The organism is Corallococcus terminator (genome assembly GCF_049194865.1).
Taxonomy (GTDB): domain Bacteria; phylum Myxococcota; class Myxococcia; order Myxococcales; family Myxococcaceae; genus Myxococcus; species Myxococcus terminator_A.
In genome coordinates this window covers 55,115-81,814 of record NZ_JBLZWL010000065.1, presented here as the reverse complement: position 1 = coordinate 81,814, position 26,700 = coordinate 55,115, and the positions used below count along the sequence as shown (strand labels likewise).

Here is a 26,700-nt window from a genome sequence, read left to right as displayed (position 1 = left end):
TCGCCAACGCTTCGGCCTGGACCTGGCCGCGGTGGACGCCCTGCTCCCCGTCCCCGCGCCCCCGGTGAGGATGGACCCCTCTCGCAGGGCGGCTTGACGCGAAGCCGGACAGCGCGCGGCCGTCCCAATCGTGCTAGAGGGCGGCCCATGGACGAGACCTCCGAGAAGGACCCCCTCCGCGCACGCCTCCAGCAGATGGAGAAGCAGGCCGAGCTGGGTGGCGGTGCCGACCGCATCGCCAAGCAGCACGAGGCCGGCAAGCTCACGGCCCGCGAGCGCATCGACCTGCTCCTCGACCCCGGCTCCTTCACCGAGCTGGACAAGTTCGTCACCCATCGCTCCACCGACTTCGGCATGGGCGACAAGAAGATTCCGGGCGACGGCGTCGTCACCGGCTACGGCACCGTCGAGGGCCGCCAGGTCTTCGTCTTCGCCCAGGACTTCACCGTCTTCGGCGGCTCGCTGTCAGGCGCCTATGCCCAGAAGATTTGCAAGATCATGGACATGGCCACCCGCGTGGGCGCGCCCGTCATCGGACTGAATGACTCCGGCGGCGCGCGCATCCAGGAAGGCGTGGAGAGCCTCGCGGGCTACGCGGACATCTTCCTGCGCAACACCCTGGCCTCCGGCGTGGTGCCCCAGATTTCGCTCATCATGGGGCCGTGCGCGGGCGGCGCGGTGTACTCGCCGGCGATTACCGACTTCATCATGATGGTGAAGGACACCTCGTACATGTTCATCACCGGCCCGGACGTCATCAAGACGGTGACGCACGAGGAGGTGTCGAAGGAGTCGCTGGGCGGCGCGCTGACGCACAACCAGAAGTCCGGCGTGGCGCACTTCGCCGCGGAGACGGAGCAGGCCGCCATCGTCATGACGCGCGAGCTGCTCTCGTTCCTGCCCTCCAACAACCAGGAGGACCCGCCGGCCCAGCCGTGTGACGACGACCCGTTCCGGGCCGAGGAGTCGCTCAAGACGATTGTCCCGAGCAACCCCAACAAGCCCTACGACATCAAGGACATCATCAAGGCCGTCGTCGACAACAAGCACTTCTTCGAGGTGCAGGAGCACTTCGCGCGCAACATCGTCGTCGGCTTCGCGCGGATGAACGGCAAGAGCGTGGGCATCGTCGCCAACCAGCCCGCGTTCCTCGCCGGCGTGCTGGACATCGACGCCAGCGTGAAGGCCGCGCGCTTCGTGCGCTTCTGCGACTGCTTCAACATCCCGCTGATTACCTTCGTGGACGTGCCCGGCTTCCTGCCCGGCACCGACCAGGAGTGGGGCGGCATCATCACCCACGGCGCCAAGCTGCTGTACGCGTTCGCCGAGGCCACCGTCCCCAAAATCACCATCATCACCCGCAAGGCGTACGGCGGCGCGTACGACGTCATGGCGTCCAAGCACATCCGCGCGGACATCAACTACGCCTACCCCACCGCGGAGATCGCCGTCATGGGGCCCGAGGGCGCGGTCAACATCATCTTCCGCAACGAGCTGCTCAAGGCGAAGGACGCCGCCGCCGAGCGCACGAAGCTGGTGAATGACTACCGCGAGAAGTTCGCCAACCCCTTCAAAGCGGCGGAACTGGGCTACATCGACGAGGTCATCCGCCCCGAGGAGACCCGCACCAAGGTCATCCGGGCGCTGGAGATGTTGAAAGACAAGCGGCAGGAGAACCCGCCGCGCAAGCACGGGAACATCCCGCTGTAGAATCCTTTCAGGCCCCTGAGTGCCTGCTCTCCCTCGGCTGGAGAGCAGGCAGGCTCGCGTGGATCGGGAAATTCTCGTGCGCCTCGCGGGCTTTCAGGTGGCCAGGAAAGGAACCGTATTTTGCCCCACCGCCGACTTCTTCTCTTTATCGCCGACGTCGAAGGAAACCTCACCGCCGTGCGCCAGACGCTCAAACGCGTCTGCGAGGCCGTGGACCTACCCACGCCCGAGGTGAAGTGGGTGGAAGCGCTCCCGGAGGGGCTGCCCGAGGCGGGCTGGCACGCCGCCGAGGTGGCCCTGCCCCCCGCGCCCGGGCGCAAGGCTCGCAAGTCCGAGCAGCCCTTCCTGGAGGAGCAGCTCGACGCCATGTCGCAGGCGCTGTCCCAGGACTTCCGGGAGCGCGTGCTGGGCATCTTCGTGGACCGGGAGCACAGCTACGCCCGCACCTGCGTCAGCGGCCCGGGCCGGCCCGCCAAGGCCGTGGAGGGTGAGGTACTGGACGTCATGCGCCAGGCCGCTCGCTGGCTGGACGTGGAGACGGGCTTGTTGGCGCGGATGCTGGGCGGTGGCAACACCGCGCGCAACCTCCTGGCCGCGGCGGTGGACTTCGGCGGTGAGCCGAACGCCCCGCCGACCAAGCCTCCGGAGCCGGACGAGGATGACCGCTTCGTCGAGGCCAAGCTGACCCAGGCGCGGGCCTATATGGAGCAGTACCGCAGCGCCCGGAAGTAGAGGGCGGCGCGGGCGTTGGAATCTCACGCCCCTCCGGGGGCGTGGCCCCCATCCAACCCAGGCAAAACGGGTCGGCCCGTGGTAGACGGGCGGCCATGCCCAAGATCCGCAAAGTGCTCGTCGCCAATCGCGGCGAGATCGCCATCCGGGTGATGCGCACCTGCAAGGAACTCGGCATCGCCACCGTGGCGGTGTACTCGGAAGCGGACCGCTCCGCGCTGCACGTGCGCACCGCGGACCAGGCCTTCTTCGTCGGGCCGCCGCCCTCCCGCGAGAGCTACCTGGTCCAGCAGCGCATCCTCGACGCCGCCAAGGCCGCTGGCGCGGACGCCATCCACCCCGGCTATGGCTTCCTCTCCGAGAACGCGTCCTTCGTGCGCGCCTGCGAGGCCGCCGGCATCACCTTCATCGGCCCGCCCGCCGCCGCCATGGACGCCATGGGCGAGAAGACCCGCGCCCGCGCGAACATGATCAAGGTCGGCGTGCCCGTCGTCCCCGGCACCACCGAGCCCATCGCCACCGAGGCCGAGGCCCGCGAGTACGCGCAGAAGATTGGCTTCCCCATCATGCTCAAGGCCGCCGGCGGCGGTGGTGGCAAGGGCATGCGCCGCGTGGAAGGCATGGGCGACTTCGAGTCCGCGTGGCGCTCCGCCAAGAGCGAGGCGCTCAACTCCTTCGGCAACGACGCCGTCTACATCGAGAAGTATCTCGAGAAGCCACACCACGTCGAAATCCAGGTGTTCGCCGACACGCACGGCAACGTCATCCACCTGAACGAGCGCGAGTGCTCGGCGCAGCGTCGGCACCAGAAAGTCGTCGAGGAGACGCCCAGCCCCATCCTGACGCCGGAGCTTCGCGCGCAGATGGGTGAGGTCGCGGTGAAGGCGGCCAAGGCCGTCAACTACGTGGGCGCCGGCACGGTGGAGTTCCTGGTCGACGTGCACCGCAACTTCTACTTCCTGGAGATGAACACCCGCCTCCAGGTGGAGCACCCGGTGACGGAGTGGGTGACGGGGCTGGACCTCGTCGCGCTGCAAATCAAGGTCGCCGAGGGAGAGAAGCTGCCGCTGTTGGAGGCGCCCACGCCGCGCGGCCACTCGATTGAGGTGCGCGTGTACGCGGAGGACCCGTCGCGCAACTTCATGCCCAGCCCGGGAAAAATCACGTACCTGCGCGTGCCGGGCGGCCCCAACGTCCGTGACGACTCGGGCGTGTTCCCCGGCTACTCGGTGCCCAACTTCTACGACCCGATGATTTCCAAGCTGTCCGTGTGGGCTCCCACGCGGCGCGAGGCGATTGCCCGGGCCCAGCGCGCGCTGTCCGAGTACGTGGTGAAGGGCATCACCACGAACATCCGCTACCTGCGCGCGATTCTGGCGCACCCCGAGTTCATCGAGGGTGACTACGACACGGGCTTCCTCGGCCGCGAGCACACGACGCTGCAAGGCGTGGAGGACCCGAAGCTGAGCGAGATGGCCCTGCTGGCCAGCGCGGTGTACGCGCACCAGCGTGACGCCAAGCGCGCCAGGACGATGCCCGGTGGCAAGGCGGGCGCGGCCGACGCGAGCAGTGGACGCATCAGCCCGTGGCGCCTGGCGCTGCGCTCCCGCCGCCGGTAACCCCACCCCCGAGCTCACGAGACTTCCATGCGCTATTTCACGAAGCAGCAGGGACAGAAGGAAGCGGTGCCGGTGGACCTGGAGGCCCTGGGGGGCGACAGGTACAAGCTGACCGTCAACGGCGTCACGTACCAGGTGGACGCGCTGGCGCTCGAGCACGGCACCATGAGCATGCTGGTGGACGGCCAGTCCTACAGCGCCGAGTTCGAGGAGAGCGGCGACGAGGTCGGCGTGCTCCTGCGCGGGCAGGTGAGCCGCTTCGACGTGGCGGACGAGCGTCGGCTGCGGCTGCGCGCGGGCACGGCCGCCTTCTCCGTGGAGGGCAAGCAGCTCGTCACCGCGCCCATGCCCGGCAAGGTGGTGAAGGTGCTGGTGAAGGTGGGCGACGAGGTGAAGGAAGGCCAGGGCCTGGTGGTGGTGGAGGCCATGAAGATGGAGAACGAGCTCAAGAGCCCCAAGGCGGGCAAGGTGACCGAGCTGTTCGCCAAGGAAGGCACCACCGTGGAGAACAACGCCAGGCTGGTCATCGTCGAGTAGCAGCACCCGTCGGGAGCGGCGCGCCCATTGCTCGCGCGCCGCCCCGGCTCACCCGTGAAGGACTACGGGTTCCAGCAGTTGGCGGCCGTGTCGTTGATGTGGAGCCAGAAGCGCGTATCCGTCCGCACGTTGCCGTACGCGTACCAGTTCCAGCCACCCGCGCCGTCATGGAACTCCGCCATGCGCCACCCCGCGCCAAAGGAATTGGCGCAGAGCTGATTCGCGGCGGCGAGGCTCGTCAGGGATGAGCCCTTCACCGGCAAGGTGGTGGCGACGTTGCCCTGGGCCCAGCCGTTGTAAAAGTCCGTGACCACGCCTGGAGGCACCGGCGAGGCATCCTGCTGGATGCACAGGACCGGCAGGGCCACCGAACACGACGTGTCCCCGACATAGGCATCGCAATACCAACATCCGATGTGGTCCACACCCGAGCTGTGGCTCAGCTTCTGCCACGTCATCGCAAAGCCACCCGAGGCCCAGGCCGTGGGCGCGACCATCAGGGCAATCATCATCATCCAGACTCGCGTACTGAATCCCTGCCGCATGTCGTCTCCTTTGCCTGACATTCCAGATGTCTATAGGCAAAACGAGATTTAACCGACTTAGCCGACAACTCAACAAAATTCCTCTCAACTGTCTGATATAGGACATCGACCTGCGCCTCTGGGCAGGGAGCGGCGCGCCCATGACGCGCGCGCCGCCCCCAGGTACTTCCGCGTCAGCGGTAGTAGGGCGACAGCGCGGCGGTGATGCGGGCAATCAGGTCCGCGGTCTGCAAGCGGTCCTCCGCGCCAAGGGACGGAAGCTGCGCGGTGAGCGTGTCCCGAGCCGACGCCAGGGTGGAGTACGATGCCAGTGTCTGCTGCGTCTTCAGGATGTCCACCATCGTCCTGCGCGCCGCATAGCCACGCACCCCATCCGTGTTCAGCAGAATCGCCTGCACGTCCGTGAGGACCGCGGACAGCAGCGGCGTGGCGTTGGACAGATTCGCGGAGAACACGCCCCGCTCCGCCACCGGGTCCAGGTACAGCCGGGACAGGAGCCGGCGCGCGAGGTCATCCGCGCGCTGCGCATGGAGCGCGGGCGCCCCCGGCGGCACCACCAGCGGAGGTCGCACCGTCTGCAGCGCGAGCTGGTACGCGAGCACCTGCGTCGAGGCATTCCCCGCCCGGACGAACTGGAACACCGAGTTGGCGCTCTGGTTGAAAAGGTACGTCATCCGCGGGTACGTCGCCGGTGAGGCGGCCATCAACTGCGCCAGCGCCTGGTGCAAGGCGGGCACGTAGAACTTCGTCAGCGGCTCGTCGAAGCGGTCATACCGGTTGCACGTCGGGTCGACGCGCGTGTCCGGGTCCGTGCAGAAGTCATACGTGGGCAGGTCCGGTGACAGTCCATAGAGGTAGCGCACCGCCTGCACGTCATACGGCCCCGGCATGTCGCCATACACCCCGTCTTTCTTATCGGTGTAGTCCATCACCGAGCTGGAGCGCGGGCCCGTGGCGCTGCCGTCATACAGGTTGGAGCCCGCGAAGTTGTGGCGCAGCCCCAGCGTGTGGCCAATCTCATGCAACACCAGTTGGGTGAGCTGGGCCTCCACCTTCTGCTTCTTGGTGAGCGGCGTGCCCGGCGGCGCCAGCTCGGCGGCGTGGCTTTGCACCTGGGCCTCCTTGCGCATGTCACACAGCGACTGTCCCCCCATGCCTGACCACGTGAGGCGCAGCGGGTGCACGGGCCGCTCGGCGGCGAGCGCGTCCACGTCCCCCTCGAAGTCCTGGTGCGCCGACTCCAGCCAGATGCTGCTCACGTAGACGCTGGCGCCCCGCACCTCGCCGGTGTTCGGGTTGGAGCGCCAGTTGGCGAAGGCGAACGGCGTCCACGGGTCCGGGTCGAAGATGAGGTAGTTCTTGTCGTCGTCGCCGAACTCACGCGAGCCGTCCGCCACCACCGCCTCCAGCGCCTGGAAGCCGAACGCCGTGTTCCAGTTCTCGATGCCCCGCTTCACCGCGCCCACAACGTCGTACTCCTGGAAGCGCGGGTCGTTCTGCACGGTGTGGATGCTGGCGGTGATGTTCCAGCGGATGGGCGTCATGCCCGGGTAGATGGCCCACTTGGAGGCCACCTGCTCCGTATAGGTGCCCGTGTTCGGAATCAGCTTCTCCTCGCTCAGGAAGTAGTGCTCCAGGGCCGGAGGCGCCGTAGGCACATAGCCCGGGCTCTCCTTGTAGCGCCGCAGCGCCACGCTCAGCGTGCCCGACGTGCGGAACGGGTTCTCCTCCAGGAAGAGGTGGGACAGGTCGTCGGGCAGGTTCGAGTAGCCAGTGAAGACCTGCTCGAAGGTGACGCCGTCGGCGATGGGCCGCAGCCGCTGCGCGAAGCTCAGCTCCACCTGGAAGTGGGCCCTCAGCAGGCTCGCGTTCAAGTCCCCCATCACCCCGAAGCGGTTGAACCCCGCCGTCGGGTCGATGAGCACGTACCTGTCCGAGCCCCGGCGCCGGTTGAACGGCGCATGGTCCGTGACGATGGGGTACGCCTCCACCAACACCTGAGGCTCGAACACGTCACTGATGACCTTGCGGTCATCCACGTCCAGGACGAACAGCTTCCCGTTCTGCTCCTTGAAGCTCACCACCCGCGTGCCCAGCGAGCTGGCCGCGTTGTAGTAGACGCCTCCCGGGTGGTTCTGCGTGAGGTACGCGGACAGGAACCACCGCTGCCCCAACTCGCTCTTGCGGATGGCCAGGTAGAAGCTCGTGCCAGAGTCCTCCACCACCCCTTCCAGCTTCTGCTCCGCCTGACGCTTCTGCTCCGCGCTCACCGTCCGGGGCACCGCGACGAAGGCTCCATCCAACTCCTCCGCCGCCCCCTCTTCGGGAGGGCTCACCTCGACGGCGGAAGCCCCTCCGGTGTCACCACAGCCCGGCCCCCACAGCAGGGTCAGCAACACGGCGCCCAGCAGCGAGCCCCTCGGCAAGACCTTCCGTTCGCGCATCGTGCATCTCCGGTTCCAGGTTCCAGGACGCGTGGAACACACGCCCTGGTCCGGAGAACGTCGCCCCTTCCCCAACTTCCCGGCCGGAGCCCCGCATCTCCTGGATACCCCTCACCGGACAACCATCTCCCCCACCCCGTCGACAAGAACCGGAGCGCGACCTTGCGACAAATGAAGTCCAGTCACTCTTGTATCTGAGCAACCCCCGATTCAATTCAGCGAGAGCCAGGCGGCCCTGGAGAACAACAAGGACCACCCTTCGCGGCCCCATCGCCTGCCCGCTTTAATCACTCCCGTACACTCGCAGTACGAACGGCGCTCCAGTCTCCGTCCTGGTTTGTTTGCACGCAAACCACATGGCAGAGTGGAGCGCCATGAAGTCACTTCGTCGGAGAGTCCTGCTCGCGGCCCTGGGCACGGCGCTGTCGGCGTGCGCGTCACGGCCCGCGCCCCCGGTGCAGCACTACACGTTGGGAATGTCCCGTGCGGACTACCGCGACTATGGCGGTGCCAAATCGGACCCCTGCGACGCCGAGCAGCGCTGGCTGTCGGATGAGCTGACGGCGGTCAACGGCCTGCTGGCGCGGTTCGTCAACGGCACGGAGCAGCTCTCCACGCCGAAGGCGCCCGAGCACGCGCAACAGGTGGAGCTGCTGAAGGAGGCCCAGACGTCGCTGCCCAAGGTGCTGGACGTCCACGAGAGCAACCTCCGGGGTCTGACGCGCTGTGGCTTCAGGGACCGGGGCGCCTTCCCGGAGATCTCCCGCCGGGGCCAGGAGCTGCTGAAGGAGGCGCGGGCTCGGCTGTCCGAGTCCGACGCGCTGCTCGCCTCGGTGGCTGTGCGGACGGCCCAGGAGAAGTGGAAGGAAGAGTCGCCCCAGCGCGAGAGCACCGCGCGCGGCACGTGGTGCACGGCCAACCCGAAGGTGGGAGAGGCGACGGTGTTCTACGCGCGCCAGGGCCTGACGGGCGACACCACGTGGCACTTCTGCGACGGGGCCCGCGTGGAGCAGCGCGCCGGCGCGGAGCCCGCCTTCGTGGAGCCGGAGGACCTCAACCGCAGGGACCGACGGAAGGTCCAACCGCCCCGCTACCTGGAAGCCGCCGCCAACTTCCCCGCCGAGGAAATCGACCGGCCGCCGGATGGAACCGCCCCGAAGAGCGCCTCACCGGCGCCGTGACGTTCTAGAGTCCTGAATTCCACCGGGCACCCCGCGACTCGGGGCGCCCCCTCCCAGGGCTCGCCGTCATGCGACATGCCGCCGCCGTCGCCTTCGCACTCCTCGTCAGTCTGCCCGCGCTCGCCGCGAGGCGTGAGGGCACTTGCGAGGTCCGGGTGTCCGGAGGCGTGCCGCTCACCTTCACGGGCAAGGGCGGCACCCAGTCGGCCACCTCGGACCACTGGTTGTCGCCCGAGGAGATGCGCCAGCTCCTCGCGAAGGTCGCCAGCAAGTCCAAGAAGGCCTCCAACAAGACGCAGGTGGCCCTGGAGAAGCAGGCGGCGCGCGGCGGCGGCATGATGGGCCCCCTGTCCCTGCACTGCATCAGCGCCTCGGACGGCGCGCTGGGCAGCCTCAGCATCCTGCCCGGGACGAACACGCAGGAGAGCATCCCCTTCAAGCCGGGCACGTACCCGCTCGTCACCTTCGAGGAGAAGCGCGGCCAGCTCCCCGTGGCGCTGCGCCTCAAGGGCATCAACTACATGCTCACCGAGCCGGGCGTGCTGGTGCTCACCCGCTTCGACGGCACCGGCGTCGCGGGCACCTTCACCTTCAACGCCCGGACGCACGACGCGGAGAACAAGCCCGGCGCCGCCGTCCGCAACATCCGGGTCGTGGGCAGCTTCGACATCCCCTGCGGCATGAAGACGCGCGTCTGCCGCTAGGCTGCCGGCCCCGCCGCCGGGAGCAGCCCCAGGCGTCGCCAGTGCGCCAGGTAGCGCCCCAGCAGCTCCGCATCCATCTTCCGGAAGCCGGCGTCGCGCCCCTCGAGTGCGTGGAACGTGTTGTGCGCGTCGTACACCGGCATGTCCTCGTACAGCTCCCAGCGCGTCGCCTCGCCCGCGTAGACCTGCTCGTACAGCATGGGCACCAGGGGGCAGAGCGCGTTGTCGGCCACGCGCGCGTCGTGCATCAGTCGCTCCACCCACTCCTTGTAGGACACGCGCGGGAGGGGATGACCACATCGGGCCAGCAGCGTGTAGAAGTCGTTGAGGTCGACCGAGTCCTCCGGACGCGGCGGCACCAGGTGGTACGCCTTGCCCACCGCGCCCTCGCGTGAGGCGATGCCCAGGATGGCGCGGCTGACGAAGTCCACCGGGACGAACTCCTTGCGCTGTCGGGGCAGGTCCGGAACGGCCCCCAGCTGGATGCAGCCCCGGATGAAGCGGGCCACGAAGTCGTCGGCGTTCCCGACGCCCGTGTGGCTGTCACCCATGATGAAGCCCGGCCGGTAGACACTCACCGCGACACCGCGCGACGCGGCCTCCCACACCCGCTGCTCCGCCACCCACTTGCTCGCCGAGTAGCCGATGTCATAACGCAGGCACTCCAGGTGGGCGTCGAGTTCCTCGTCCTCGCGCACGTGCTCCTGACCGTTGATGTACCCGGTGGGGCCGAACACGGCGATGGTGGACACGTGGTGCACGGGCTTGGGCCGGCCTTGCATGGCCAGCCGCAGCACCTCCGTCGTCCCCTCCACGTTGACGGCCCGGTGCGCGGAGTAGGGCTGCACATAGTTCACGTGCGCGCCGACGTGGAACAGCGCCTCCGCGCTCGTGGCCAGCTCGTGGAACTCCTCGGACGACAGCCCCAGCAACGGCGCGCCCAGGTCCCCGAGAACCGGGCGCAGCCTCCCCACGAAGCCCGCCTCCCAGAGGCCGTACTTCTCCAGCGCCTGACGCAGCCGCGTGTGCCCCGTCTCCACGTCCCGGGCCCGGACCAGACACGCCACCCGCGCGCGCGTCGTGCGCAGCAAGTCCCTCAGGAGGAAGGCCCCCAGGAAGCCCGTGCCCCCCGTGAGGAACACCAGGTCCATCTCCTCCAGGGGGACAGCGCGGGACGCGGCTTGCGGGAGGGCTGGACGAAGGTCCTCGGGAAGTCGCGCATCCGCCCGCCACGTCTCCGGTCCGTCCGCCGCGCGTCCAGGGTCCTGCATCCCCGCGCGCGCCCGCCGCACCACGTCCAGGAAGGCCCCCAGCCTGCGCGCCTCGTAGAGCGAGTACGCGGACAGCCCCACGCCATACAGCTCGCGCAGCCGCATCACCAGGCGCGCCGCCAGCAGCGAGTTTCCGCCCAGGCGCAGGAAGTCGTCCTCCAGCGAGGGCGACTCCAGGCCGAGCAGCCCGGCCCACACCGCCCCCACCTCCTCCGCCAGGGCATCCTCCGGAGCCCAGCCCGACGCCGCGTGCTCGGGAGCGCTTCGCGGTGACGACTCCGCCGGGAGCGCGCCCCGGTCCACCTTGCCATTCACCGTGGTGGGCAGGCGCTCCAGCTCGTGGATTCGCGCGGGCACCATGTACTCCGGCACCCGGGCACGCAGCGCATCCTGGAGCGCGGCGCCCGTCCCCGAGGACGGCGTCTTCGGAACGACGTAGGCCACGAGTGACTTCTCGCCATCCGCGCGCTCCTGGAGCGTCACCACCGCGTCCCACAACAAGCCGCTCTCCAGCAGCAGGCGGGACACCTCCTCCAGCTCGATGCGATGACCGCGCAGCTTCACCTGGTGGTCCGCTCGCCCCAGGAACTCCAGCGTGCCGTCCTCCCGCCACCGCGCCAGGTCCCCGGTCCGGTACAGCCGGAGCGGCGGTCCGGGCACCAGCTCGGCGACGACGGGGAAGCGCTCTTCGGTCAGCTCCGGCTGGCGCAGGTAGCCGCGCGCCAGTCCCGCTCCGCTGATGCACAGCTCTCCCGCGCTCCCCGGCGCCACGGGGCGCAGGTCCGGCCCCAGGACGAAGGCCTGGGTGTAGCGCGTGGGCCGGCCGATGGACACGGAGCCCGACAGCACATCCCCTCGCTTCACCTCCTGCGCGGTGGTGATGGTCGTCCCCTCCGTGGGGCCATAGACGTTGAGCAGATGCGCGGGAGGCCCGCTCTCCAGCACCGCGCGGAAGGTGCGCGGATTGGCCCGCTCGCCGCCCACCAGGAGATATTTGAGCCGCCCGAAGGCGTCAGGACAACCCTGCGCCACCACGTTGAACAGCGCCGTCGTCATCAGCAGCACGGAGACGTGCGTCTCCCGCAGCGCGTCGCGAAACGCCGACGCATCCAGCACGCTCGACCTGGGCAGCAGCACCAGCGACGCGCCGTTGAGCAGCGCGCCCCAGACCTCGAACAGCGCCGCGTCGAACGCATAGTTGGAGATCTGCGCCACCCGGTCCGTCGAGTCGATGCACACATAGTCCGTGTCGACCACCATCCGGCGGATGCCACGCGCGACGAGCTCGATGCCCTTGGGCCGGCCCGTCGTCCCAGACGTGTAGAGCACATGCGTCCTGCGCCCCCCGTCGCCTGGCGGCGCCACCAGGACGTCGGACTCCCGCGCCACCTGCTCCCCGTCACGCTCCAGGCACAGCCGCTTCGCGGGCCCGTCGCCACAGCGCGCCTCGTCCGCCAGCGTCCCGGTGAGCAGCACCTCCGCGCCGCTGTCCCCCAGCACGAAGCCGATTCGCTCCGGCGGGTGCTGGAGGTCGACGGGCACACACGTCGCGCCGAGCTTGCAGAGCGCCACCTGCGCGACAATCGCCTCGATGCCCTGCCTCAGCCCCACGGCGACCGGCGTCTCCTCTCCCACGCCGAGTGCCCGCAGCGCTCCCGCCAGTCGACTCGCGCGCCGATTCAGCGCGTCGTACGTGACGCGCTTCATTCCCTGCCGCAACGCGATGGCCTCCGGTCGGACCTCCACCTGACGAGCCCACAGCTCCGACAAGCCCTCATCCCGCGTAAAAGAATCAAACTGATCCGGTCGCGAGACATTCAGCGGAATCACACTCTTGGGCATCGAACCCTCCTCACCTGAAGACAACCAAGCCCGCGGCGCCTGAAAAGAACTACGGAGAAACCACAATACAAACACAGCACCCGTGATGTCGAATTCCGACACCCGAGTCTGTCGTTGGGCTCCATTGCGGGCGAGACTGTCTTTGGGGTGCGGGCTTCACTCGCCGGGCGACCCGAGGCGGCCCGACGAGCAAGGCGGCTCAGAGTTCGTTGAAGACGAGCAGGCCGCGCGCGGACTCGACGACGTAGATGTAGCCATCTCCTGGCAGGCGGATACCCAAGGCACCCTCGAGGAGGCTGTCCGTGCGATTCGGGTCGTCCTCCCGGAAGACGTTGTAGTGGGCCACCTGCCGGGGCCGGGTGGGGTTGGCCACATCCAGCACGCGCACGCCCTCCTGATACCAGGCGATATACAGGCGCGTGTCTTTCAGAATCAGGTTGTGGATGGAGGACACGGGCCGCAGGCGGTGCTCACCAATCTTCACGATGTTCGCGGGGTCGGTGACGTCGAGCACCCGCAGGTGGGAGCCAGCGAACTCGCCGCCTTCGAACGCGATGGTGCGCCCGGCGAACGTCCCCACCGCGCTGTGGTGCGAGAAGGCATCCCCGTAGGTGTACTGGCCCAGGAGCTTCATGTCGTCGAGCCGGGCGATGTCCACGACGGCGTAGCCGCCCTGCGCATTGTTGACGTAGAGCCGCTCCCCATACACGAAGAGGTCATGGGGTCCCCCGGTGTTGAACTGGTCCGGCAGGGTGAGGCTCTGCAGCAGCACCGGCTCCAGGGGATTGGCGAGGTCGTAGATGACCGTCCTGCCCTCGTTGGCCGTGCCATACAGCCGACCGCCGTGGACCAGCACGGTGTGCACGCCGTAGTCCCCCGCGTACAGGGCGCGCACGAAGACCGGCTCCGAGGGCTTGGAGATGTCGTAGACGACGATGCCCGCGTCGTTGCTGGCGACATACAGCGCGTTTTCGTGCGACCAGACCCCGTTCCAGTAGTTGTCCCCGGGCAGGCTGATGGACGTCTTGAGGATGGGGTGGCGCTTGTCCGTCACGTCGAAGACGGTGAGCCCACCGGAACGCGCGGTGAGCTTGTCGGAGATGGAGACGACGTAGGCGTGGTTCTTCGTGACGTAGACATCCACCGGCCGGCCCAGCGCCACGGGGGCCTCCGAGACGAGCGTCATTCCTCCGGAGGACTCCGACTCTCCCTCGGGCCATGACATGCGGTGGGCCTCGAAGGTGCCGCGCTGGCTCACATTCCCCGCGGCGTTGCACGACACATAGCAGCCGGTGATGGTCTTCGGCGTGGGCCGCAGGCACCCGGCATACAGCCGCGACACCGCGGTCCCCGTTGGCGAGCCGGAAGTGAGGAAGAAGGAGCCGCCCTCTGTGTTCCGGCTGATGAGCGGCCGCGAGGCCAGCGTGCCGCCATCCGCGTCCAGTTTGAAACCCACGCTGGTGCCGAACAGCACCTGCGTCCCGCCATCCGCCAGCCGCGCTTCGTAGCGTTGGCCCGCCTGGTAGATGCCTTCCTGATTCACGAGCGCCAGCGCCTCCGTGTCACACGCCGACAGGTCGAAGCTCTCGGGCCCCAGGTTCTCGCACCTGAGGGGCGCTCCCTCTCCGCGAACGGAGCAGGGCGCAAAGGGGCCCCGGTCCAGCCAGTTGCCGTACTCCTCCAGCGGCGTGGCGCCCCCATCCCAGCCCCCCGCCCCCACGCCCGCATCGGGCTCTCCCTTGGGCGTGTCCTCACAAGCGGACAGCGCGCCTCCTCCCAGGACACAGGCCAACAACCAGACACGAGCACGAACGGACGACGGCATGGGACACCTCATCGAGGGAACTGTCGGGATACAAAATCCTCCGGCCACCTGGGTCGTCCCGCGCGCGCGGCCACGACGAAAGGCGGCTCAGAGTTCGTCGAAGATGAGCAGTCCGCGCGAGGACTCGACGACGTAGATGTAGCCATCTCCCGGCAGGCGAATGCCGAAGGCGCCCTGGAAGATGCCATCGGTGCGCGCCGGGTCGCCCTCCCGGAAGACGTTGTAGTGGGCCACCTGCCGGGGCTGGGTGGGATTGGCCACGTCCAGCACTCGCACGCCTTCCTGATACCAGGCGATATACAGCCGCGTACCCTTCAGAATCAGGTTGTGGATGGAGGACACGGGCCGCAGGCGGTGCTCGCCAATCTTCACGATGTTCGTGGGGTCGGTGACGTCGAGCACCCGCAAGTGGGAGCCGGCGAACTCGCCACCTTCGAAAGCGATGGTGCGCCCGGCGAACGTCCCCACCGCGCTGTGGTGCGAGTACACGTCCCGGTAGGTGTACTGGCCCAGGAGCTTCGTGTCGTCGAGCCGGGTGATGTCCACGACGGCGTAGCCGCCCTGCGCGTTGCTGACGTAGAGCCGGTTCTCGTAGACGAACTGGTCATGGGGTCCCCCGCTGTTGAACTGGTCGGGCAGGGTGATGCTCTGCAGGGGCGCCGGGTCCAAGGGGTTGGCGAGGTCGTAGATGTCCGTCCGGCCCTCGTTGGCCGTGGCGTACAGCCGGCCGCCGTGGACCAGCACGGTGTGTACGCCGTAGTCGCCCGAGAACAGGGAGCGGATGAAGACCGGCTCGGCGGGCTGGGAGATGTCGTAGACGACGATGCCCGCGACGTCGCTGGCGACATACAGCGCGTCTTCGTGTGCCCAGACTCCGTTCCAGTAGTTGTCCCCGGGCAGGCTGATGGACTTCTTGAGGACGGGGTTTCGCTTGTCAGTCACATCGAAGACGGTGAGCCCACCTGCCTTCTCGGTGAGAGAGTCGGACACGGAGACGACGTAGGCGTGGTTCTTCGTGACATAGACATCCACCGGCCGCCCCAGCGCCACATGGCCCTCCGAGACGAGCGTCATGCCTCCGGAGGACTCCGGCTCGCCCGCGTGCCACACCATGCGGTGCGCCTCGAAGGTGCCGCGCTGGCTTACCTTCCCCGCGGCGTTGCACGTCACGTAGCAGCCGGTGACAGTCTCCGGCGTGGGCCGCTGACACCCGGCAAACACGCGAGCCACCGCGGTGCCCGTCCGCGAGCCGGAGGAGAGGAAGAAGGTGCCGCCCTCGGTGCGCCGGCTGATGAGCGGTCTGGACGACAGCGTGCCTCCGCCATCCGCGTCCAGCTTGAAGCCGATGCCGGGGCTGAACATCACCTCCGTCCCGCCATCTCCCAGCCGCGCCTCGTAGCGTTGACCCGCCTGGTAGATGCCTTCCTGCTCGACAAGCGCCAGCGCCTCCGTGTCACACGCCGACAGGTCGAAGCTCTCGGGCCCCAAGCCCTCGCACCGCAGGGGCGTCGTCCCCTCGCGCACGGAACAGGGCGCGTAGGGGCCCTTGTCCAGCCAGTTGCCGTACTCCTCCAGCGGCGTGGCGCCCCCATCCCAGCCCCCCGCCCCCACGCCCGCATCGGGCTCTGCCTTGGGCGTGTCCTCACAAGCGGACAACACGCCTCCTCCCAGGACACAGGCCAACAACCAGACACGGGCGCGAACGGACGACGTCATGGGACACCTCATCGAGGGGACTGTCGGGGTACGAAATCCTCCGTCCACCTGGGTCGTCCCGCCCGGGAGGCCACGACAATGCTTGTCGACTGAGACACATCTGCTGACCTGTCCACACGCCCCACCCGAAATGGCCGCTTCCGGTCCTGGAATTGCAATCACTCGGGCTACGCTCGGGCGCGTCGTCCCCTTCCCCTCAAGGAGCTGTCCATGAATGCTCGTCACATCCGCTCGTTCGTCCTGGCCTCACTGTCCGCGATGGCCCTCGTGGCCTGTGGACCGGGCGCTCCCGCGGCCGAGCCCGTGAGCCCGGAGACGACCGAAGTCGAGTCCACTCCTCAGGCCCAGACGTCCTGCGCGGACGAGTGCTACCAGGCCAATGCCTGGTGCCCGGGGCAGTGTCAGGTGTCCAGCGAGCAGTGCGCCGCCGCCATCGCCATCTGCTACGACTCCTGCAACCGGGGTGTCGGTCCCTGGCTGCCCTGCTGAGTCGGAGCACCGCCGCCCGGATGATTCGAGCCACCCGCCCGGGCGGCGCAGCGCGCTGCTTCCGGCGAGCGTTTGTCGTGCGTGAGGGAGTTGATTCGCCCCGCTGACACGCTTTCCTGACGTGCCAGCGGGGTGCGCGGTCCGAGGACTCAGCGACCGCTCAGACCTCTGCGACGGCGCGCGGCGAACCACGCGAGGCCGAGGAACATCCACGGCAGGAAGGCAGCGGACGACGTCGACTGGCAGCCGCAGCCTCCCGTGTCGGGCGTGGGGCCCGAGTTGCCCGCGTCCACGGCGCCACCGTCCTGCTCACCCGGGCAGCGGCCTCCGTCACAGCTCGGCGTTCCGCTGTCTTCCGCGCCGGGGCACTCGCCTCCGTCACAGCTCGGCGTTCCGCTGTCTTCCGCGCCGGGGCACTCGCCTCCGTCACAGCTCGGCGCTCCGCTGTCTTCCGCGCCGGGGCACTCACCTCCGTCACAGCTCGGCGTTCCGCTGTCTTCCGTACCGGGGCACTCACCTCCGTCACAGCTCGGCGCTCCGCTGTCTTCCGCGCCGGGGCACTCACCTCCGTCACAGCTCGGCGTTCCGCTGTCTTCCGTACCGGGGCACTCGCCTCCGTCACAGCCAGGAGTCCCGCTGTCACCCTCGCCCGGGCACTCGCCTCCGTCGCAGCCAGGAGTTCCGCTGTCTTCCGTACCGGGGCACTCGCCTCCGTCGCAGCCAGGAGTCCCGCTGTCAGCCTCGCCCGGACACTCGCCGCCATCACAGCCCGCGTCGGGTCCCTCGCCCGTTCCACCATCCACGCCACCATCCGGTGGCGGCGCGAAGAAGGCCCGCGCCACGAAGATGGCGGTGCCCCACTCCTCCTGGTCATTCTCCGGTGGCGCCAACCCCGCGACGACGGACACGTCGCCGCGCGGGCTGATGCTCACGCTTCCCGCGAACACGGGGCCGGTCTTCGTCTCCTGGTCGATGCGCGCGGGCCCCTGGTCCGAGTCGACGATGTCGTGCTCCGACACCACCCGCCGAAGCGTTCGCCCATCGCTCACCCACACCGCGCGCAGACTGTCGCTGTCGATGGCCCGGAAGGCGATGAGCCCCTCGTCGTTCATGTCGGGAGGGAAGAACTCCACCTCCTTGATTCCTTCCTGCCCGTTCTGGGCCACCACCCTCAGCTCCGCCCCATCCCATAGAAAGACGGTCGTGAGGTTCGGCCCCGCGCCCACCCTCGCCGTCGCGATGAAGGCCACGCGGCCCAGGTTGTCGAGCGCCGGCTGCACGGACGCGAACCGGTAGATGGGCGAGCCCGCATCCCTGCCTCGTGACTGCGCGATGAGCCGGGACGTACCGTCCGCGCTGAAGACGCGCAGCTCCTGGTAGTACTCCGAGCCCCCGGGCGCCAGGTCCCCCACGCCCGCCATCTGCCCCAGGTCATTGAACGCCGGGGAGTAGAGGAACTCGTAGGGGCTCGTCTCGTCGAGTGTCTTCTCCTTCGCCAGATACGTCGTCGTCCAACCCGCACCCTGCGGCGTCAGCACGACATAGCCGCGCCCCACGCCGTTGAAGGTGACTCGGAACCCGAGCTGCCCCGCGTCGTTGAGCGCCAGGCTGGACCAGTCCGACGCTCCGAGCGGCTCGCGGACGATGCGCACGTCCTCCGGTGCCTCGGAGCGCAGCAGATAGATGCCATTGCTCGCGACGGCGGTGGCCCCCGTGACGGCGAACGCGACGAGCCCGCCCGAGTTGAACCCCGGGTCACTCGCGCGAGCGTCTTCTCCCAGGTCCGGCAGCAGGTAGCGGTGGTGGCCCGCCGCATCACTTCCCCACCAGATGGCGTTGGGCCCCTCGGGAGTAATCGACAACCGGAAGGCCACCCGCCCGTCCGCGACCACCGGCACCTGGAGACTTCCCGCGAGCAGATTGCCCGGCTTCAGGTTGTACGCACCGGACGCATTGCCCAGCAGGTTGGTGCGAGCCTGGAGCTGGAGCGTGTAGTGCTCCGGAAGTTCGGCCCGAGCACCGGGAGTCAGCGCGAGCCCTCCCATCCCCAACATCACGGCGGCCTGGCGCAACAACGTCCGTGCTCGTCGAATCCACGTCACGTCACGCATGGGCGGAACCCTCCGCTGCCTGTAGGGCGCGAAGGCTACCACTCAGGGACAGCGCTCATGGAGTCGCGACGGGCGCGCTCGCCGTCTCGTCCTCCGTCAGGCCCAGGACCATGTTCAAGTTGCCGTCCGATGGAAGCTCTGCCGTGCGACAGGACTCCAGGTATCCCGTCCCGCGAGCACAGATGGTCAGCCGCCCCGAGGGGACGTTGGGGAAGAAGGCCGTGCCGCTCTCGTCCGTCCGCAGCTGCTCCGGAAAAATGACGCGGGGCTTCGTCTCCAACAGGATTCCCACCGCCACGCCGCGCAGGGGATACCCATTCCACGCCAGCGTGGCTCGGACCCGAACGCTCCCCGGCTTCGCCGGCGTGGACACCGGGGACGCAGACGGCTCCTTGTCGACGGGGGTAACCGTCGGCGCCTGGGGCTTCTGCTTCTTCACGATACGAGGACTGCCCTGTCCCCAGCTGGGGCGCGCGGGGCCGGCCGGCCCCCGTGACTCCGGGGGTCGCAGGGAGGTGCGCAGATAGGCCGCGAGCGAGAGCGACAGCACGACTCCCGCGATGGCGACGCCCCATCGACCCGCTGGTGACATCAGGTGGCCCCTCCCTGGACCGTGCCCTGACGAGGACGCGGAGATTGACCACTGAAAGACTAGCATCCTGGGTCCGAGGACCGCTCACGCGGGCGGCAGGACAGTCATCTCGGGGACCCGCATCGAAACTCCGCGACATCACCGGGGACTGGTAGGGTCCGTCGCCGCTCACGATTTCCCCCCCGCTTCCGCGGCACACGAGGTCCCCCGCATGGAGATGCTCTGCACCTTGCGCAGCGTCACGGTGGCGCAGCGCGACGCCTTGCTTCAGGCCCCCGAGCGCCTGGAGTACCTCCTCGATGACGAGGAGGACTTCGGAGACCCGAAGGGCGGAGCATTCCTGGAGCTGGACATCGGCGAGGCGTGGCATGGCCTCCAGTACCTGCTCACCGGCACGCCCTGGGAGGGCAGCGCCCCGCTGGACTTCCTGGTGCGCGGCGGCGTGGACGTGGGTGACATCCCCTCCGACGAGGGCACCGCGCGCGTCTTCTCGCCCGAGCAGGTGAAGGCGCTCGCCACCGCGCTGCGTGAGGTGTCCGAGAACACGCTGCGCCGCCGCTATGACGCGGTGGAGATGCAGGCCCAGGACATCTACCCCGGCACCTGGGAAGAGCCGCCCGACGACGCGGACCCGCTGGAGGAGATGGTCTCCTACTTCGACGAGCTCCAGAAGTTCATGGCCCAGATGGGCAAGCGCGGGGACGCGCTGCTGGTGCACATCGGCTGAGACACCAGGGGCGCGCGCCCGGGTCAGCCCATCACCACGTCGCGCCCCAGCTTCAGCACCAGCGCCAGCACCACGGCGAGCACCACCTTGCGCACCAGCGTGTCGCCGCCCTTCACCGCCAGGTGCGCGCCCAGCCACGCGCCGGTGAACTGCGCGGCGGCCATGGGCAGCGCCACCTTCCACAGCACCACGCCCTTGAGCGCGAAGAGCGCCACGGACGCCAGGTTGGAGGCGAAGTTCACCACCTTCGCGTCGGCGGAGGCTCGCGCCAGGCCGTGGCCCAGCAGCGTGTTGAAGCCGACGATGAGGAAGGTGCCCGTCCCCGGGCCGAAGAACCCGTCATAGGTGCCCACGGCCAGCGCGATGAGGGCGCCGATGGCGAGCGCGCGCGGTCGGGGTGAGGGCTCCGACTTCTCGCCGGAAGCCGACGGGCGACGGAACGCGAGGAACACGGCGACCGCGATGAGCAGCACCAGCACCAGCGGCTTGAGCACCTCCGGCTTCACCAGCAACACCAGCGCGGCGCCAGCGAACGCGCCCCCCAGGCCAAAGGGGAACGTCACGCGCGCCAGCTTCCAGTCCACCAGCCCCGCGCGTGAGAAGCGCACCAGCGCGGCGAACGAGCCGAAGACGGACTGGCCCTTGTTGGTGCCCAGCGCGATATGCGGTGGCAGGCCCACGGTCAGGAGCGCGGGCAGGGTGATGAGCCCGCCCCCTCCGGCGATGGCGTCCACGATGCCAGCGACCAGCGCGGCGACGCACAGCAGGGCGAGGTGCTGCGCACTGACGTCCACCACCAGTAGGTCCACCCGGGTCTCCCTCGGCTCGAACGGCGCCTGGGTACCACGCGCCAGGAGCGCCGTCGCGCTCGCCCGCTTCTTGCGTCACCGCGCGCCTTGGGCCTCAATGGCCCCGCGCAACTCCCCCGCCCCCCGAGGTCACCATGCTCGCCTCCCTCATCACCGTGCTGGCGCTCACGCTGGGCTCGGCACCGCCCTCGCAGGACCCCAACGCACCCTCTTGCCGCTCGATGAACAGCCAGATGGCCTGTGGCTATGGGTGCAAGTCGGACTCGAACCGGGCCCGATGTGCGCAGACGCCACAGGGGCGCTGTCAGGTGGTGGATGGTCAGGCGGTGTGCTTCGACCCGCCGGCCTACGTGGTGAAGGCGTACGGCTCGGCGCTGCCGGAGCCTGAGTGCAAGGCCATCGATGGCGTGGTGGCGTGCGGCTACAACTGCGCGACGCAGCCGGGTCGGGTGAAGTGCGCGAAGTCCCCGGCCGGGGTGTGCCGGGGCCGGAGTGGCGAGGTGGAGTGCTTCGACCCTCCGGCGGTGGTCTTCGCCGTCTACGGCAAGGACACGCCCCGGGCGGACTGCCGCAGCAACAGCGTGGAGCTGACGTGCGGCTACAACTGCCTGAACGTCCCGGAGGGGGTGCGCTGCAACAAGACGCCCGCGGGGGTGTGCAAGATGGCCAGTGGCCGCATCACCTGCTTCGACCCGTCTCCGGCCGCGCTGTGCGCCTGGAAGCGCACCCTGCCCGCGCCCGAGTGCCGCAACAGCGAGTCCGGCCCGGTCTGCGGCTACGGCTGCACCACGGCGTTCTCGAAGTCGGCGTGCGCCTCCACTCCGGCGGGGTTGTGCAAGGTGTTCGACAGCGAGGTGGCCTGCTTCGACCCCCCGGCCGAGCAGCAGGCGGACGCCGCGTGCCTGTCGGTGCTGGGGCTCGCCGCCCTCGACGGCGCCACCCCCTGACGCTCCGTATGAGCACACCGCCCCGACGTCTGCTTTGACCCGTCCGGAGAGAGCGGTAGGGTTCCGTCTCCTCGCAGCTCGAACGGAGTAGAACCGCACATGGCGGAGGGTGACGTCCGTCAGTACTGGGTTCGCAACGACAGGGGCACCCTGTGGGGGCCCCTCACCCTGCCGACCATCGAGCTGCTCATCGACAGCGGCTCCATCAAGGGCAAGCTCCAGGTCTCGGAGGACGGCATCAACTTCGCCTTCCCCTGGCGCTTCCCCGAGACCCGCGACACCTTCCCCCGGGAGCTCTGGGGTGACGGGGCGCCCGACGTGCCCCGAGGTGCCGGGAGCGCGCCCGCCATCGGTCAAAGCCAATGGACCGGAGCCGACGGCGGAGCACCCATGGCGGGTCCCGGCGCGAATCCTGGTGGCATGCCCACGGCGGGCCCCGGCGCGAATCCCGGCGGCATGCCCATGGCCGGCCCCGGCGCCGTCGCGAGACCCGCGCCAGGGACCACCCCGATGGCGGGTCCCGGGACGCGTCCTGGAGATCCTCGCGCTCCTGGCAACCCCATGGCCGCCGCGCAGCCAGTCGCGCGTCCCGGCGTCCCAGGGGCCGTACCCGGAGCGCCCAACGTCGCCGCGCCGCGTCCAGCCCCCGGAGTCGCCACGGCGCCTGGAGTGGGAGTCGCGCAGCAAGCAGGAGCGGCAGCGCGTCCCGTCGGAGCACCTCAAGCCCCTGGAGGCGCCGCGCAGCCAGCAGGGGTGGCCGCGCGTCCCGTCGCGCCACAAGCGGCCGGAGGAGTCGCGCAGCAAGCGGGAGCACCCATCGCGGGCGTACGCCCCGCCGGGGCACCCCAAGCGCCCGGAGTCGCCGCCGCGCAAGCGGGAGCAGTCAACACGGCGGCACGTCCCGCGACGGCGCCCGGTGCCCCGCCAGTCCAAGCGGGCGGTGCCCCCCAGTCAGGGAGCCACGCCGCCGTCGTGACGGAGGCCTCGGGCTATGCGGTGCCGGCCCAGGGACAGCTCGAGCAGACCTCGCCGCTGAACCTCTACGGGCGCGTGGCCTCCGCGGAGCTCACGGGGCTGCTCACGCTCACGCTCTCGGACCGCGTCACCCTGATTCACTTCCGCAAGGGCAACCCGGAGTTCGTCGACTCGACGCATGCCGAGGACGCGCTGGGCACCTCGCTGATGGGCGCGAAGCTGCTCACGCCCGAGCAGCTCCAGCAGGCCGAGTCCGCGAAGGACCGCTTCGGGGGTGACCTGCTCGCCGCGCTCTTCGGACTGGGCCTGCTGCAACCGGCCAGCGCCTTCGCCATCCTGGCGCAGCGGGCCGCCAGCATCCTGTTCAAGGGCCTGCGCGCCGAAGCGGGCACGTTCACCTTCGAGGTCCGCGAGCTGGCTGGCAACAAGTCCATGCCGCTGGGCAACCGGTGGGCCGTTATCAGCGACACCGTGCGTCGCATGCCGTCCACGGATATCAAACGCCGGCTGATGCCGGTGCTCCAGCTCCCCATCATGAAGGCGGGGGGCATGGTGGCCGCGAGCGAGCTGCGCCTCACCCCTCACGAAGTCCGAGCCCTCACCGTCATCGACGGAGTGCGCTCGGTGAACCAGCTCCTCACCGACTTCCCGCAGGACTCCGACCACCTGCTGCGCCTCGCGTTCCTCCTCCGGGAGCTGGACGCGGTGTCCTTCGCCGCGGTGGCGCCCACCACCGCCGGTCCACGTCCCGCGGCCCCCGGTCCCACCGCCGCGAGCCCACAACCCGCGCCCGCGGCGGCGGCCCAGGCGCCTCGTCCCGGCAATCCGCCCGGCGTCGGCACGGCTCCCGCTGGAGCGGCCCGCCCCGCCACGGCCCCCGGCAATCCGCCCGGCGTCGGCACGGCTCCCGCTGGGGCGGCCCGCCCCGCCACGGCCCCCGGCAATCCGCCCGGCGTCGGCACGGCCCCGGCCGGAGCCGCGCGTCCTGGCAACCCGCCCGGAGTGGCCACCGCCGCCGCCGGAGCCGCGCGCCCCGGCAACCCGCCCGGAGTGGCCACCGCCGCCGCTGGAGCCGCCCGCCCCGGCAATCCCCCGGGAGCCGCGCCCCGTCCCCCTGGCCCCGCGAGCGCTCCGCCCACGGCGGGTCCGGGCACGGCCCGTCCGGCGCCGCCCACCGTCACCGCCAATGCGCCGGGCTCCGACGAGATTCCGTCGCTGCGCCAGCTCGTCATGGCGCTCAAGCAGCAGAACCACTTCCAGCGGTTGGGGCTCGCGGAGCAGGCGGACTCCAGCGCCGTGAAGGTCGCCTACTTCCGGCTCGCCAAGCTCTACCACCCGGACACGCTGCCGCAGGGCGCGCCGCCGGAGCTGGAGAAGCTCAAGGCCGAGGTGTTCGCCTACATCGGCGATGCCTACCGGACGCTGTCCGACGACAAGAGCCGCGCCGCCTATCTGGAGGAGGTCAGGAGCGGCGGCGCGGGAGCGGAAGTCGACATCAACGCCATCCTCATGGCCGAGGAGCTGTTCCAGAAGGCGTGCATTCTCGTGAAGGCGCGCAAGTTCCCCGAAGCGGTGAAGATGTTGAACGAGGCCATCCAGCTCAACGCGGAGGAGGCGGAGTTCTACGCGTGGCGCGGGTATGCACGTTTCTTCACGGCGGCGGACAAGAAGGCGGCGCAGCCGGAGGCGTTCCGGGAAATCCAGAACGCCATCAGGCGCAATGAGCGCTGTGCGCCGGCCCACTACTTCCTCGGGGTGATTGCGAAGCTGACGGGGGACGTCCCCGGCTCGCTCAAGCACTTCAAGCGGACGGTGGAGCTTCAGCCAGACCACATCGACGCGCAGCGGGAGATTCGCATGGCGGCCCAGAAGAAGTAGGGTGCGCCCCCCATCCGGGAGGGGCCTGAGGCCCCGCCGGACGTGTCGAAGGAGATTGCAACGTGCCGCTCACCGGGAAGCAACGCCGCCATCTGCGCGCGCTCGGACACCACCTGGAGCCGGTGGTCATCGTCGGTCAATCCGGCGTCACCGAGGGCGTCATCGCCGCCGTCGAGCAGGCGCTGCATGACCACGAGCTCATCAAGGTGAAGATCAACGACGGTCCGGAGACGCGCCAGGAAGCCGCCGCGCGCATCGCCGAGGGGGCGGGCGCCGAGCAGGCCCAGCTCCTCGGCCGCACGGCCCTCTTCTTCAAGAAGCGCAAAGAGGACTCCAAGTTCGAGAAGTTCTGACGGACCGCGCCCGGGGCCGCCTCACTTGCCGGTGAAGCGGGCCTCGCGGCGCTCGAGGAAGGACTGGACGCCCTCGGCGGCGTCCTCCGTCCCCACCAGCTCCAGCAGTCGGGGAAGCAGCGCGCGGGCCGCCGCCTCGGGTCCCTCGTGCACCGCCTGTCGCGCGGACGCGAGCGTTGCCTGGACGCCCAGGGGCGCCTGCTTCGCCACCGTCTCCGCCAGGGCCAGCGCGCGCTCCAGGTGACGGCCGCGCTCCACGACTTCCTGCACCAGTCCCATCCGGTACGCCTCGCGCGCGTCGAACTCGTCGCCCGTGAGCAGCCAGCGCATGGCATTGCCCCAACCGGCCCGCTGCGGGAAGCGCACGGTGGCGCCGCCGAACGGGAAGATGCCGCGCTTGATTTCAATCTGTCCGAAGCGCGCGTCCTCGGAGGCCACCGCGATGTCCGCCGCGAGGATGAGCTCGATGGACAGCGTGAGGCACAGGCCCTGGACGGCGACGATGAGGGGCTTGGTCCGCATCGCCCCCTGGATGCCCCACGGGTCGATGAAGCCCTCGGTGTAGAGCGGCTCTCCGCTGGAGAGCGCGGGCGCGACGCTCGCCAGGTCCAGGCCCGCGGAGAAGTGGTCGCCCACCGCGTAGATGACCATGCACCGCACGTCCGGATGCCGGTCCGCCTCGGTCAACGCGGACGACAGCCCTCGCAGCATGCCGACGTCGAACGCGTTGCGCTTCTCCGGACGGTGGATGCCGATGAGGGCGAGGTGACCGCGCACTTCCAGGGTGATGCGAGGGTCCGATGGGCTCATGGGCGCTCCACGGCGAGAAAGGGAGCACCAGTGTCCGTCAGACGGCCTTGGCCACGCCATCGACCTCGGCACGCCGTCCGACGCAGGACGTTCAGAACCGCCCCGCCAGCCCGCTGAAGAGACTCCCCTCCCGCGTGCGGCCCAGCGTCGGCACCACCACGGCCTGGGACAGGAAGCCCTGCTCGGAGGCGCGCACGGTGGCGGAGTGGGAGAGGCCGAAGCCGAAGAGCGACCCGACGATGGGCGTCACAATCAGGCTCACGCCCCCCAACACGGCGACGTCATCACTGTCGCTGGTCAGCATCAGCGCCGACGGCACCGCCCCCAGCGCGGCGCCCAGCAGGGTGTAGCCGAAGCCGCCCTGCCCCCGGAGCCACCGGCCCGTGAGGTAGACCCCCGTGGCCGCGCCCACCGCGACGCCCACGCCCACGGACACCGTGCGCTCCGTGTCGCGCTCGCAGGAAGACGTGTCACAGCCCGTCACCGAGCTGGCCAGGTAGTATCCCGCCATCCCGCCCGCGAGCATCCCTCCACCGCCCAGGAGGATTCCCAGCGGGATGTGCGCGCCGCGTCGATATCGCGGAGTGCGCGGCGGGGTGACAGGAGACGGAGCCCAGGCGGGAGTCTCGTCCGCGCTGTCCGGGGCGGAGACGAGCGGAGGCGGCACGGAAGGAGCCTCCACTTCACGCTGCTCCGACTCGGGGAGGTGCTGACCCGACGCCGGCATTCCCAAAAAGCCCACGGCGAACAAGGCAACCCAACAGCAAGTCTTCATGGTGATGGCGCGCTCCCTGCGACGAAACTTCAGGCCACCCACACAATGACTGTCAATCCGAGGTCCAGGGCGCCCCAGGACGACACGACACATCGGCCGTGGCGCCCG

The 26,700-nt window shown here is 69.4% G+C and carries 21 protein-coding genes; 11 read left to right on the top strand and 10 right to left on the bottom strand.

Annotated features, from left to right (window positions below):
* Positions 1 to 147: 147 nt before the first annotated feature.
* From ACN469_RS21295 to ACN469_RS21280, 4 genes are all read left to right on the top strand, one after another.
* Positions 148 to 1,710, top strand: coding sequence for an acyl-CoA carboxylase subunit beta (locus ACN469_RS21295; RefSeq protein ID WP_498770572.1), 1,563 nt, complete (start codon positions 148 to 150; stop codon positions 1,708 to 1,710).
* 120 nt (positions 1,711 to 1,830) lie between these two features.
* Entirely contained in the window at positions 1,831 to 2,442 is a 612-nt protein-coding gene (locus ACN469_RS21290) for a hypothetical protein (RefSeq protein WP_498770571.1), read from the top strand.
* Positions 2,443 to 2,537: 95 nt separating this feature from the next.
* On the top strand, positions 2,538 to 4,061 hold the full coding sequence (accC, locus tag ACN469_RS21285) for an acetyl-CoA carboxylase biotin carboxylase subunit (RefSeq protein WP_498770570.1): 1,524 nt from the start codon (positions 2,538 to 2,540) through the stop codon (positions 4,059 to 4,061).
* A gap of 27 nt (positions 4,062 to 4,088) precedes the next feature.
* Complete coding sequence (locus ACN469_RS21280) at positions 4,089 to 4,598, top strand: biotin/lipoyl-containing protein (protein WP_323389344.1); 510 nt, start codon at positions 4,089 to 4,091, stop codon at positions 4,596 to 4,598.
* Between the two features lie 62 nt (positions 4,599 to 4,660).
* On the opposite strand, the gene ACN469_RS21275 is transcribed toward ACN469_RS21280, so the two are convergent.
* Both ACN469_RS21275 and ACN469_RS21270 read right to left on the bottom strand, forming a co-directional pair.
* On the bottom strand, positions 4,661 to 5,143 hold the full coding sequence (locus ACN469_RS21275; RefSeq protein ID WP_498770569.1) for a flagellar hook-length control protein: 483 nt from the start codon (positions 5,141 to 5,143) through the stop codon (positions 4,661 to 4,663).
* 173 nt (positions 5,144 to 5,316) lie between these two features.
* Positions 5,317 to 7,587, bottom strand: coding sequence for a zinc-dependent metalloprotease (locus ACN469_RS21270; protein ID WP_498770568.1), 2,271 nt, complete (start codon positions 7,585 to 7,587; stop codon positions 5,317 to 5,319).
* A gap of 374 nt (positions 7,588 to 7,961) precedes the next feature.
* Here ACN469_RS21270 and ACN469_RS21265 point away from each other — a divergent pair, with 374 nt between their 5' ends.
* Positions 7,962 to 8,768, top strand: a complete 807-nt coding sequence (locus ACN469_RS21265; protein WP_498770567.1) for a hypothetical protein — start codon at positions 7,962 to 7,964, stop codon at positions 8,766 to 8,768.
* Positions 8,769 to 8,836: 68 nt separating this feature from the next.
* Positions 8,837 to 9,472: a hypothetical protein gene (locus tag ACN469_RS21260; RefSeq protein ID WP_498770566.1), complete on the top strand. Its 636-nt coding sequence runs from the start codon at positions 8,837 to 8,839 to the stop codon at positions 9,470 to 9,472.
* Here the strand turns inward: ACN469_RS21260 and ACN469_RS21255 are convergent.
* The 3 genes from ACN469_RS21255 to ACN469_RS21245 all read right to left on the bottom strand — a co-directional run bounded on the left by ACN469_RS21255 (position 9,469) and on the right by ACN469_RS21245 (position 16,126).
* Positions 9,469 to 12,585, bottom strand: coding sequence for an amino acid adenylation domain-containing protein (locus ACN469_RS21255; protein ID WP_498770565.1), 3,117 nt, complete (start codon positions 12,583 to 12,585; stop codon positions 9,469 to 9,471). The genes ACN469_RS21260 and ACN469_RS21255 overlap by 4 nt on opposite strands.
* Positions 12,586 to 12,784: 199 nt before the next feature.
* A complete protein-coding gene (locus ACN469_RS21250; RefSeq protein WP_498770564.1) occupies positions 12,785 to 14,410 on the bottom strand; it encodes an LVIVD repeat-containing protein in 1,626 nt (541 codons plus the stop codon).
* Positions 14,411 to 14,497: 87 nt separating this feature from the next.
* Positions 14,498 to 16,126, bottom strand: a complete 1,629-nt coding sequence (locus ACN469_RS21245) for an LVIVD repeat-containing protein (protein ID WP_498770563.1) — start codon at positions 16,124 to 16,126, stop codon at positions 14,498 to 14,500.
* Between the two features lie 210 nt (positions 16,127 to 16,336).
* On the opposite strand from ACN469_RS21245, the gene ACN469_RS21240 reads away from it, so the two are divergent.
* Entirely contained in the window at positions 16,337 to 16,615 is a 279-nt protein-coding gene (locus ACN469_RS21240) for a hypothetical protein (protein ID WP_498770562.1), read from the top strand.
* A gap of 149 nt (positions 16,616 to 16,764) precedes the next feature.
* Here ACN469_RS21240 and ACN469_RS21235 read toward each other — a convergent pair whose 3' ends face one another.
* Positions 16,765 to 18,726 carry an MXAN_5453 family MXYO-CTERM-anchored protein gene (locus ACN469_RS21235; protein ID WP_498770561.1) on the bottom strand — a complete coding sequence of 654 codons (1,962 nt, stop codon included), beginning with the start codon at positions 18,724 to 18,726 and terminating at the stop codon, positions 16,765 to 16,767.
* 55 nt (positions 18,727 to 18,781) lie between these two features.
* A complete protein-coding gene (locus ACN469_RS21230; protein ID WP_498770560.1) occupies positions 18,782 to 19,318 on the bottom strand; it encodes a hypothetical protein in 537 nt (178 codons plus the stop codon).
* A gap of 211 nt (positions 19,319 to 19,529) precedes the next feature.
* Here ACN469_RS21230 and ACN469_RS21225 point away from each other — a divergent pair, with 211 nt between their 5' ends.
* Entirely contained in the window at positions 19,530 to 20,045 is a 516-nt protein-coding gene (locus ACN469_RS21225; RefSeq protein WP_498770559.1) for a YfbM family protein, read from the top strand.
* Positions 20,046 to 20,068: 23 nt separating this feature from the next.
* On the opposite strand, the gene ACN469_RS21220 is transcribed toward ACN469_RS21225, so the two are convergent.
* A complete protein-coding gene (locus ACN469_RS21220; protein WP_498770573.1) occupies positions 20,069 to 20,845 on the bottom strand; it encodes a TSUP family transporter in 777 nt (258 codons plus the stop codon).
* Between the two features lie 143 nt (positions 20,846 to 20,988).
* Here ACN469_RS21220 and ACN469_RS21215 point away from each other — a divergent pair, with 143 nt between their 5' ends.
* From ACN469_RS21215 to yhbY, 3 genes are all read left to right on the top strand, one after another.
* Entirely contained in the window at positions 20,989 to 21,801 is an 813-nt protein-coding gene (locus tag ACN469_RS21215; RefSeq protein ID WP_498770558.1) for a hypothetical protein, read from the top strand.
* 99 nt (positions 21,802 to 21,900) lie between these two features.
* Positions 21,901 to 24,654: a J domain-containing protein gene (locus tag ACN469_RS21210; RefSeq protein WP_498770557.1), complete on the top strand. Its 2,754-nt coding sequence runs from the start codon at positions 21,901 to 21,903 to the stop codon at positions 24,652 to 24,654.
* A gap of 62 nt (positions 24,655 to 24,716) precedes the next feature.
* Positions 24,717 to 25,007 carry a ribosome assembly RNA-binding protein YhbY gene (yhbY, locus tag ACN469_RS21205; protein ID WP_498770556.1) on the top strand — a complete coding sequence of 97 codons (291 nt, stop codon included), beginning with the start codon at positions 24,717 to 24,719 and terminating at the stop codon, positions 25,005 to 25,007.
* Positions 25,008 to 25,028: 21 nt separating this feature from the next.
* Here the strand turns inward: yhbY and ACN469_RS21200 are convergent, their stop codons facing one another.
* A complete protein-coding gene (locus tag ACN469_RS21200; protein WP_498770555.1) occupies positions 25,029 to 25,817 on the bottom strand; it encodes a crotonase/enoyl-CoA hydratase family protein in 789 nt (262 codons plus the stop codon).
* 91 nt (positions 25,818 to 25,908) lie between these two features.
* Positions 25,909 to 26,592 carry a hypothetical protein gene (locus ACN469_RS21195; RefSeq protein ID WP_498770554.1) on the bottom strand — a complete coding sequence of 228 codons (684 nt, stop codon included), beginning with the start codon at positions 26,590 to 26,592 and terminating at the stop codon, positions 25,909 to 25,911.
* Between the last annotated feature and the right edge of the window lie 108 nt (positions 26,593 to 26,700).

Coding starts and splice junctions, on each gene's coding strand:
- ACN469_RS21295 (WP_498770572.1), top strand. CDS start 148: ATGGACGAGACCTCCGAGAAGGACCCCCTCCGCGCACGCCTCCAGCAG.
- accC (WP_498770570.1), top strand. CDS start 2,538: ATGCCCAAGATCCGCAAAGTGCTCGTCGCCAATCGCGGCGAGATCGCC.
- ACN469_RS21280 (WP_323389344.1), top strand. CDS start 4,089: ATGCGCTATTTCACGAAGCAGCAGGGACAGAAGGAAGCGGTGCCGGTG.
- ACN469_RS21275 (WP_498770569.1), bottom strand. CDS start 5,143: ATGCGGCAGGGATTCAGTACGCGAGTCTGGATGATGATGATTGCCCTG.
- ACN469_RS21270 (WP_498770568.1), bottom strand. CDS start 7,587: ATGCGCGAACGGAAGGTCTTGCCGAGGGGCTCGCTGCTGGGCGCCGTG.
- ACN469_RS21265 (WP_498770567.1), top strand. CDS start 7,962: ATGAAGTCACTTCGTCGGAGAGTCCTGCTCGCGGCCCTGGGCACGGCG.
- ACN469_RS21260 (WP_498770566.1), top strand. CDS start 8,837: ATGCGACATGCCGCCGCCGTCGCCTTCGCACTCCTCGTCAGTCTGCCC.
- ACN469_RS21255 (WP_498770565.1), bottom strand. CDS start 12,585: ATGCCCAAGAGTGTGATTCCGCTGAATGTCTCGCGACCGGATCAGTTT.
- ACN469_RS21250 (WP_498770564.1), bottom strand. CDS start 14,410: ATGCCGTCGTCCGTTCGTGCTCGTGTCTGGTTGTTGGCCTGTGTCCTG.
- ACN469_RS21245 (WP_498770563.1), bottom strand. CDS start 16,126: ATGACGTCGTCCGTTCGCGCCCGTGTCTGGTTGTTGGCCTGTGTCCTG.
- ACN469_RS21240 (WP_498770562.1), top strand. CDS start 16,337: ATGAATGCTCGTCACATCCGCTCGTTCGTCCTGGCCTCACTGTCCGCG.
- ACN469_RS21235 (WP_498770561.1), bottom strand. CDS start 18,726: ATGCGTGACGTGACGTGGATTCGACGAGCACGGACGTTGTTGCGCCAG.
- ACN469_RS21230 (WP_498770560.1), bottom strand. CDS start 19,318: ATGTCACCAGCGGGTCGATGGGGCGTCGCCATCGCGGGAGTCGTGCTG.
- ACN469_RS21225 (WP_498770559.1), top strand. CDS start 19,530: ATGGAGATGCTCTGCACCTTGCGCAGCGTCACGGTGGCGCAGCGCGAC.
- ACN469_RS21215 (WP_498770558.1), top strand. CDS start 20,989: ATGCTCGCCTCCCTCATCACCGTGCTGGCGCTCACGCTGGGCTCGGCA.
- ACN469_RS21210 (WP_498770557.1), top strand. CDS start 21,901: ATGGCGGAGGGTGACGTCCGTCAGTACTGGGTTCGCAACGACAGGGGC.
- ACN469_RS21200 (WP_498770555.1), bottom strand. CDS start 25,817: ATGAGCCCATCGGACCCTCGCATCACCCTGGAAGTGCGCGGTCACCTC.
- ACN469_RS21195 (WP_498770554.1), bottom strand. CDS start 26,592: ATGAAGACTTGCTGTTGGGTTGCCTTGTTCGCCGTGGGCTTTTTGGGA.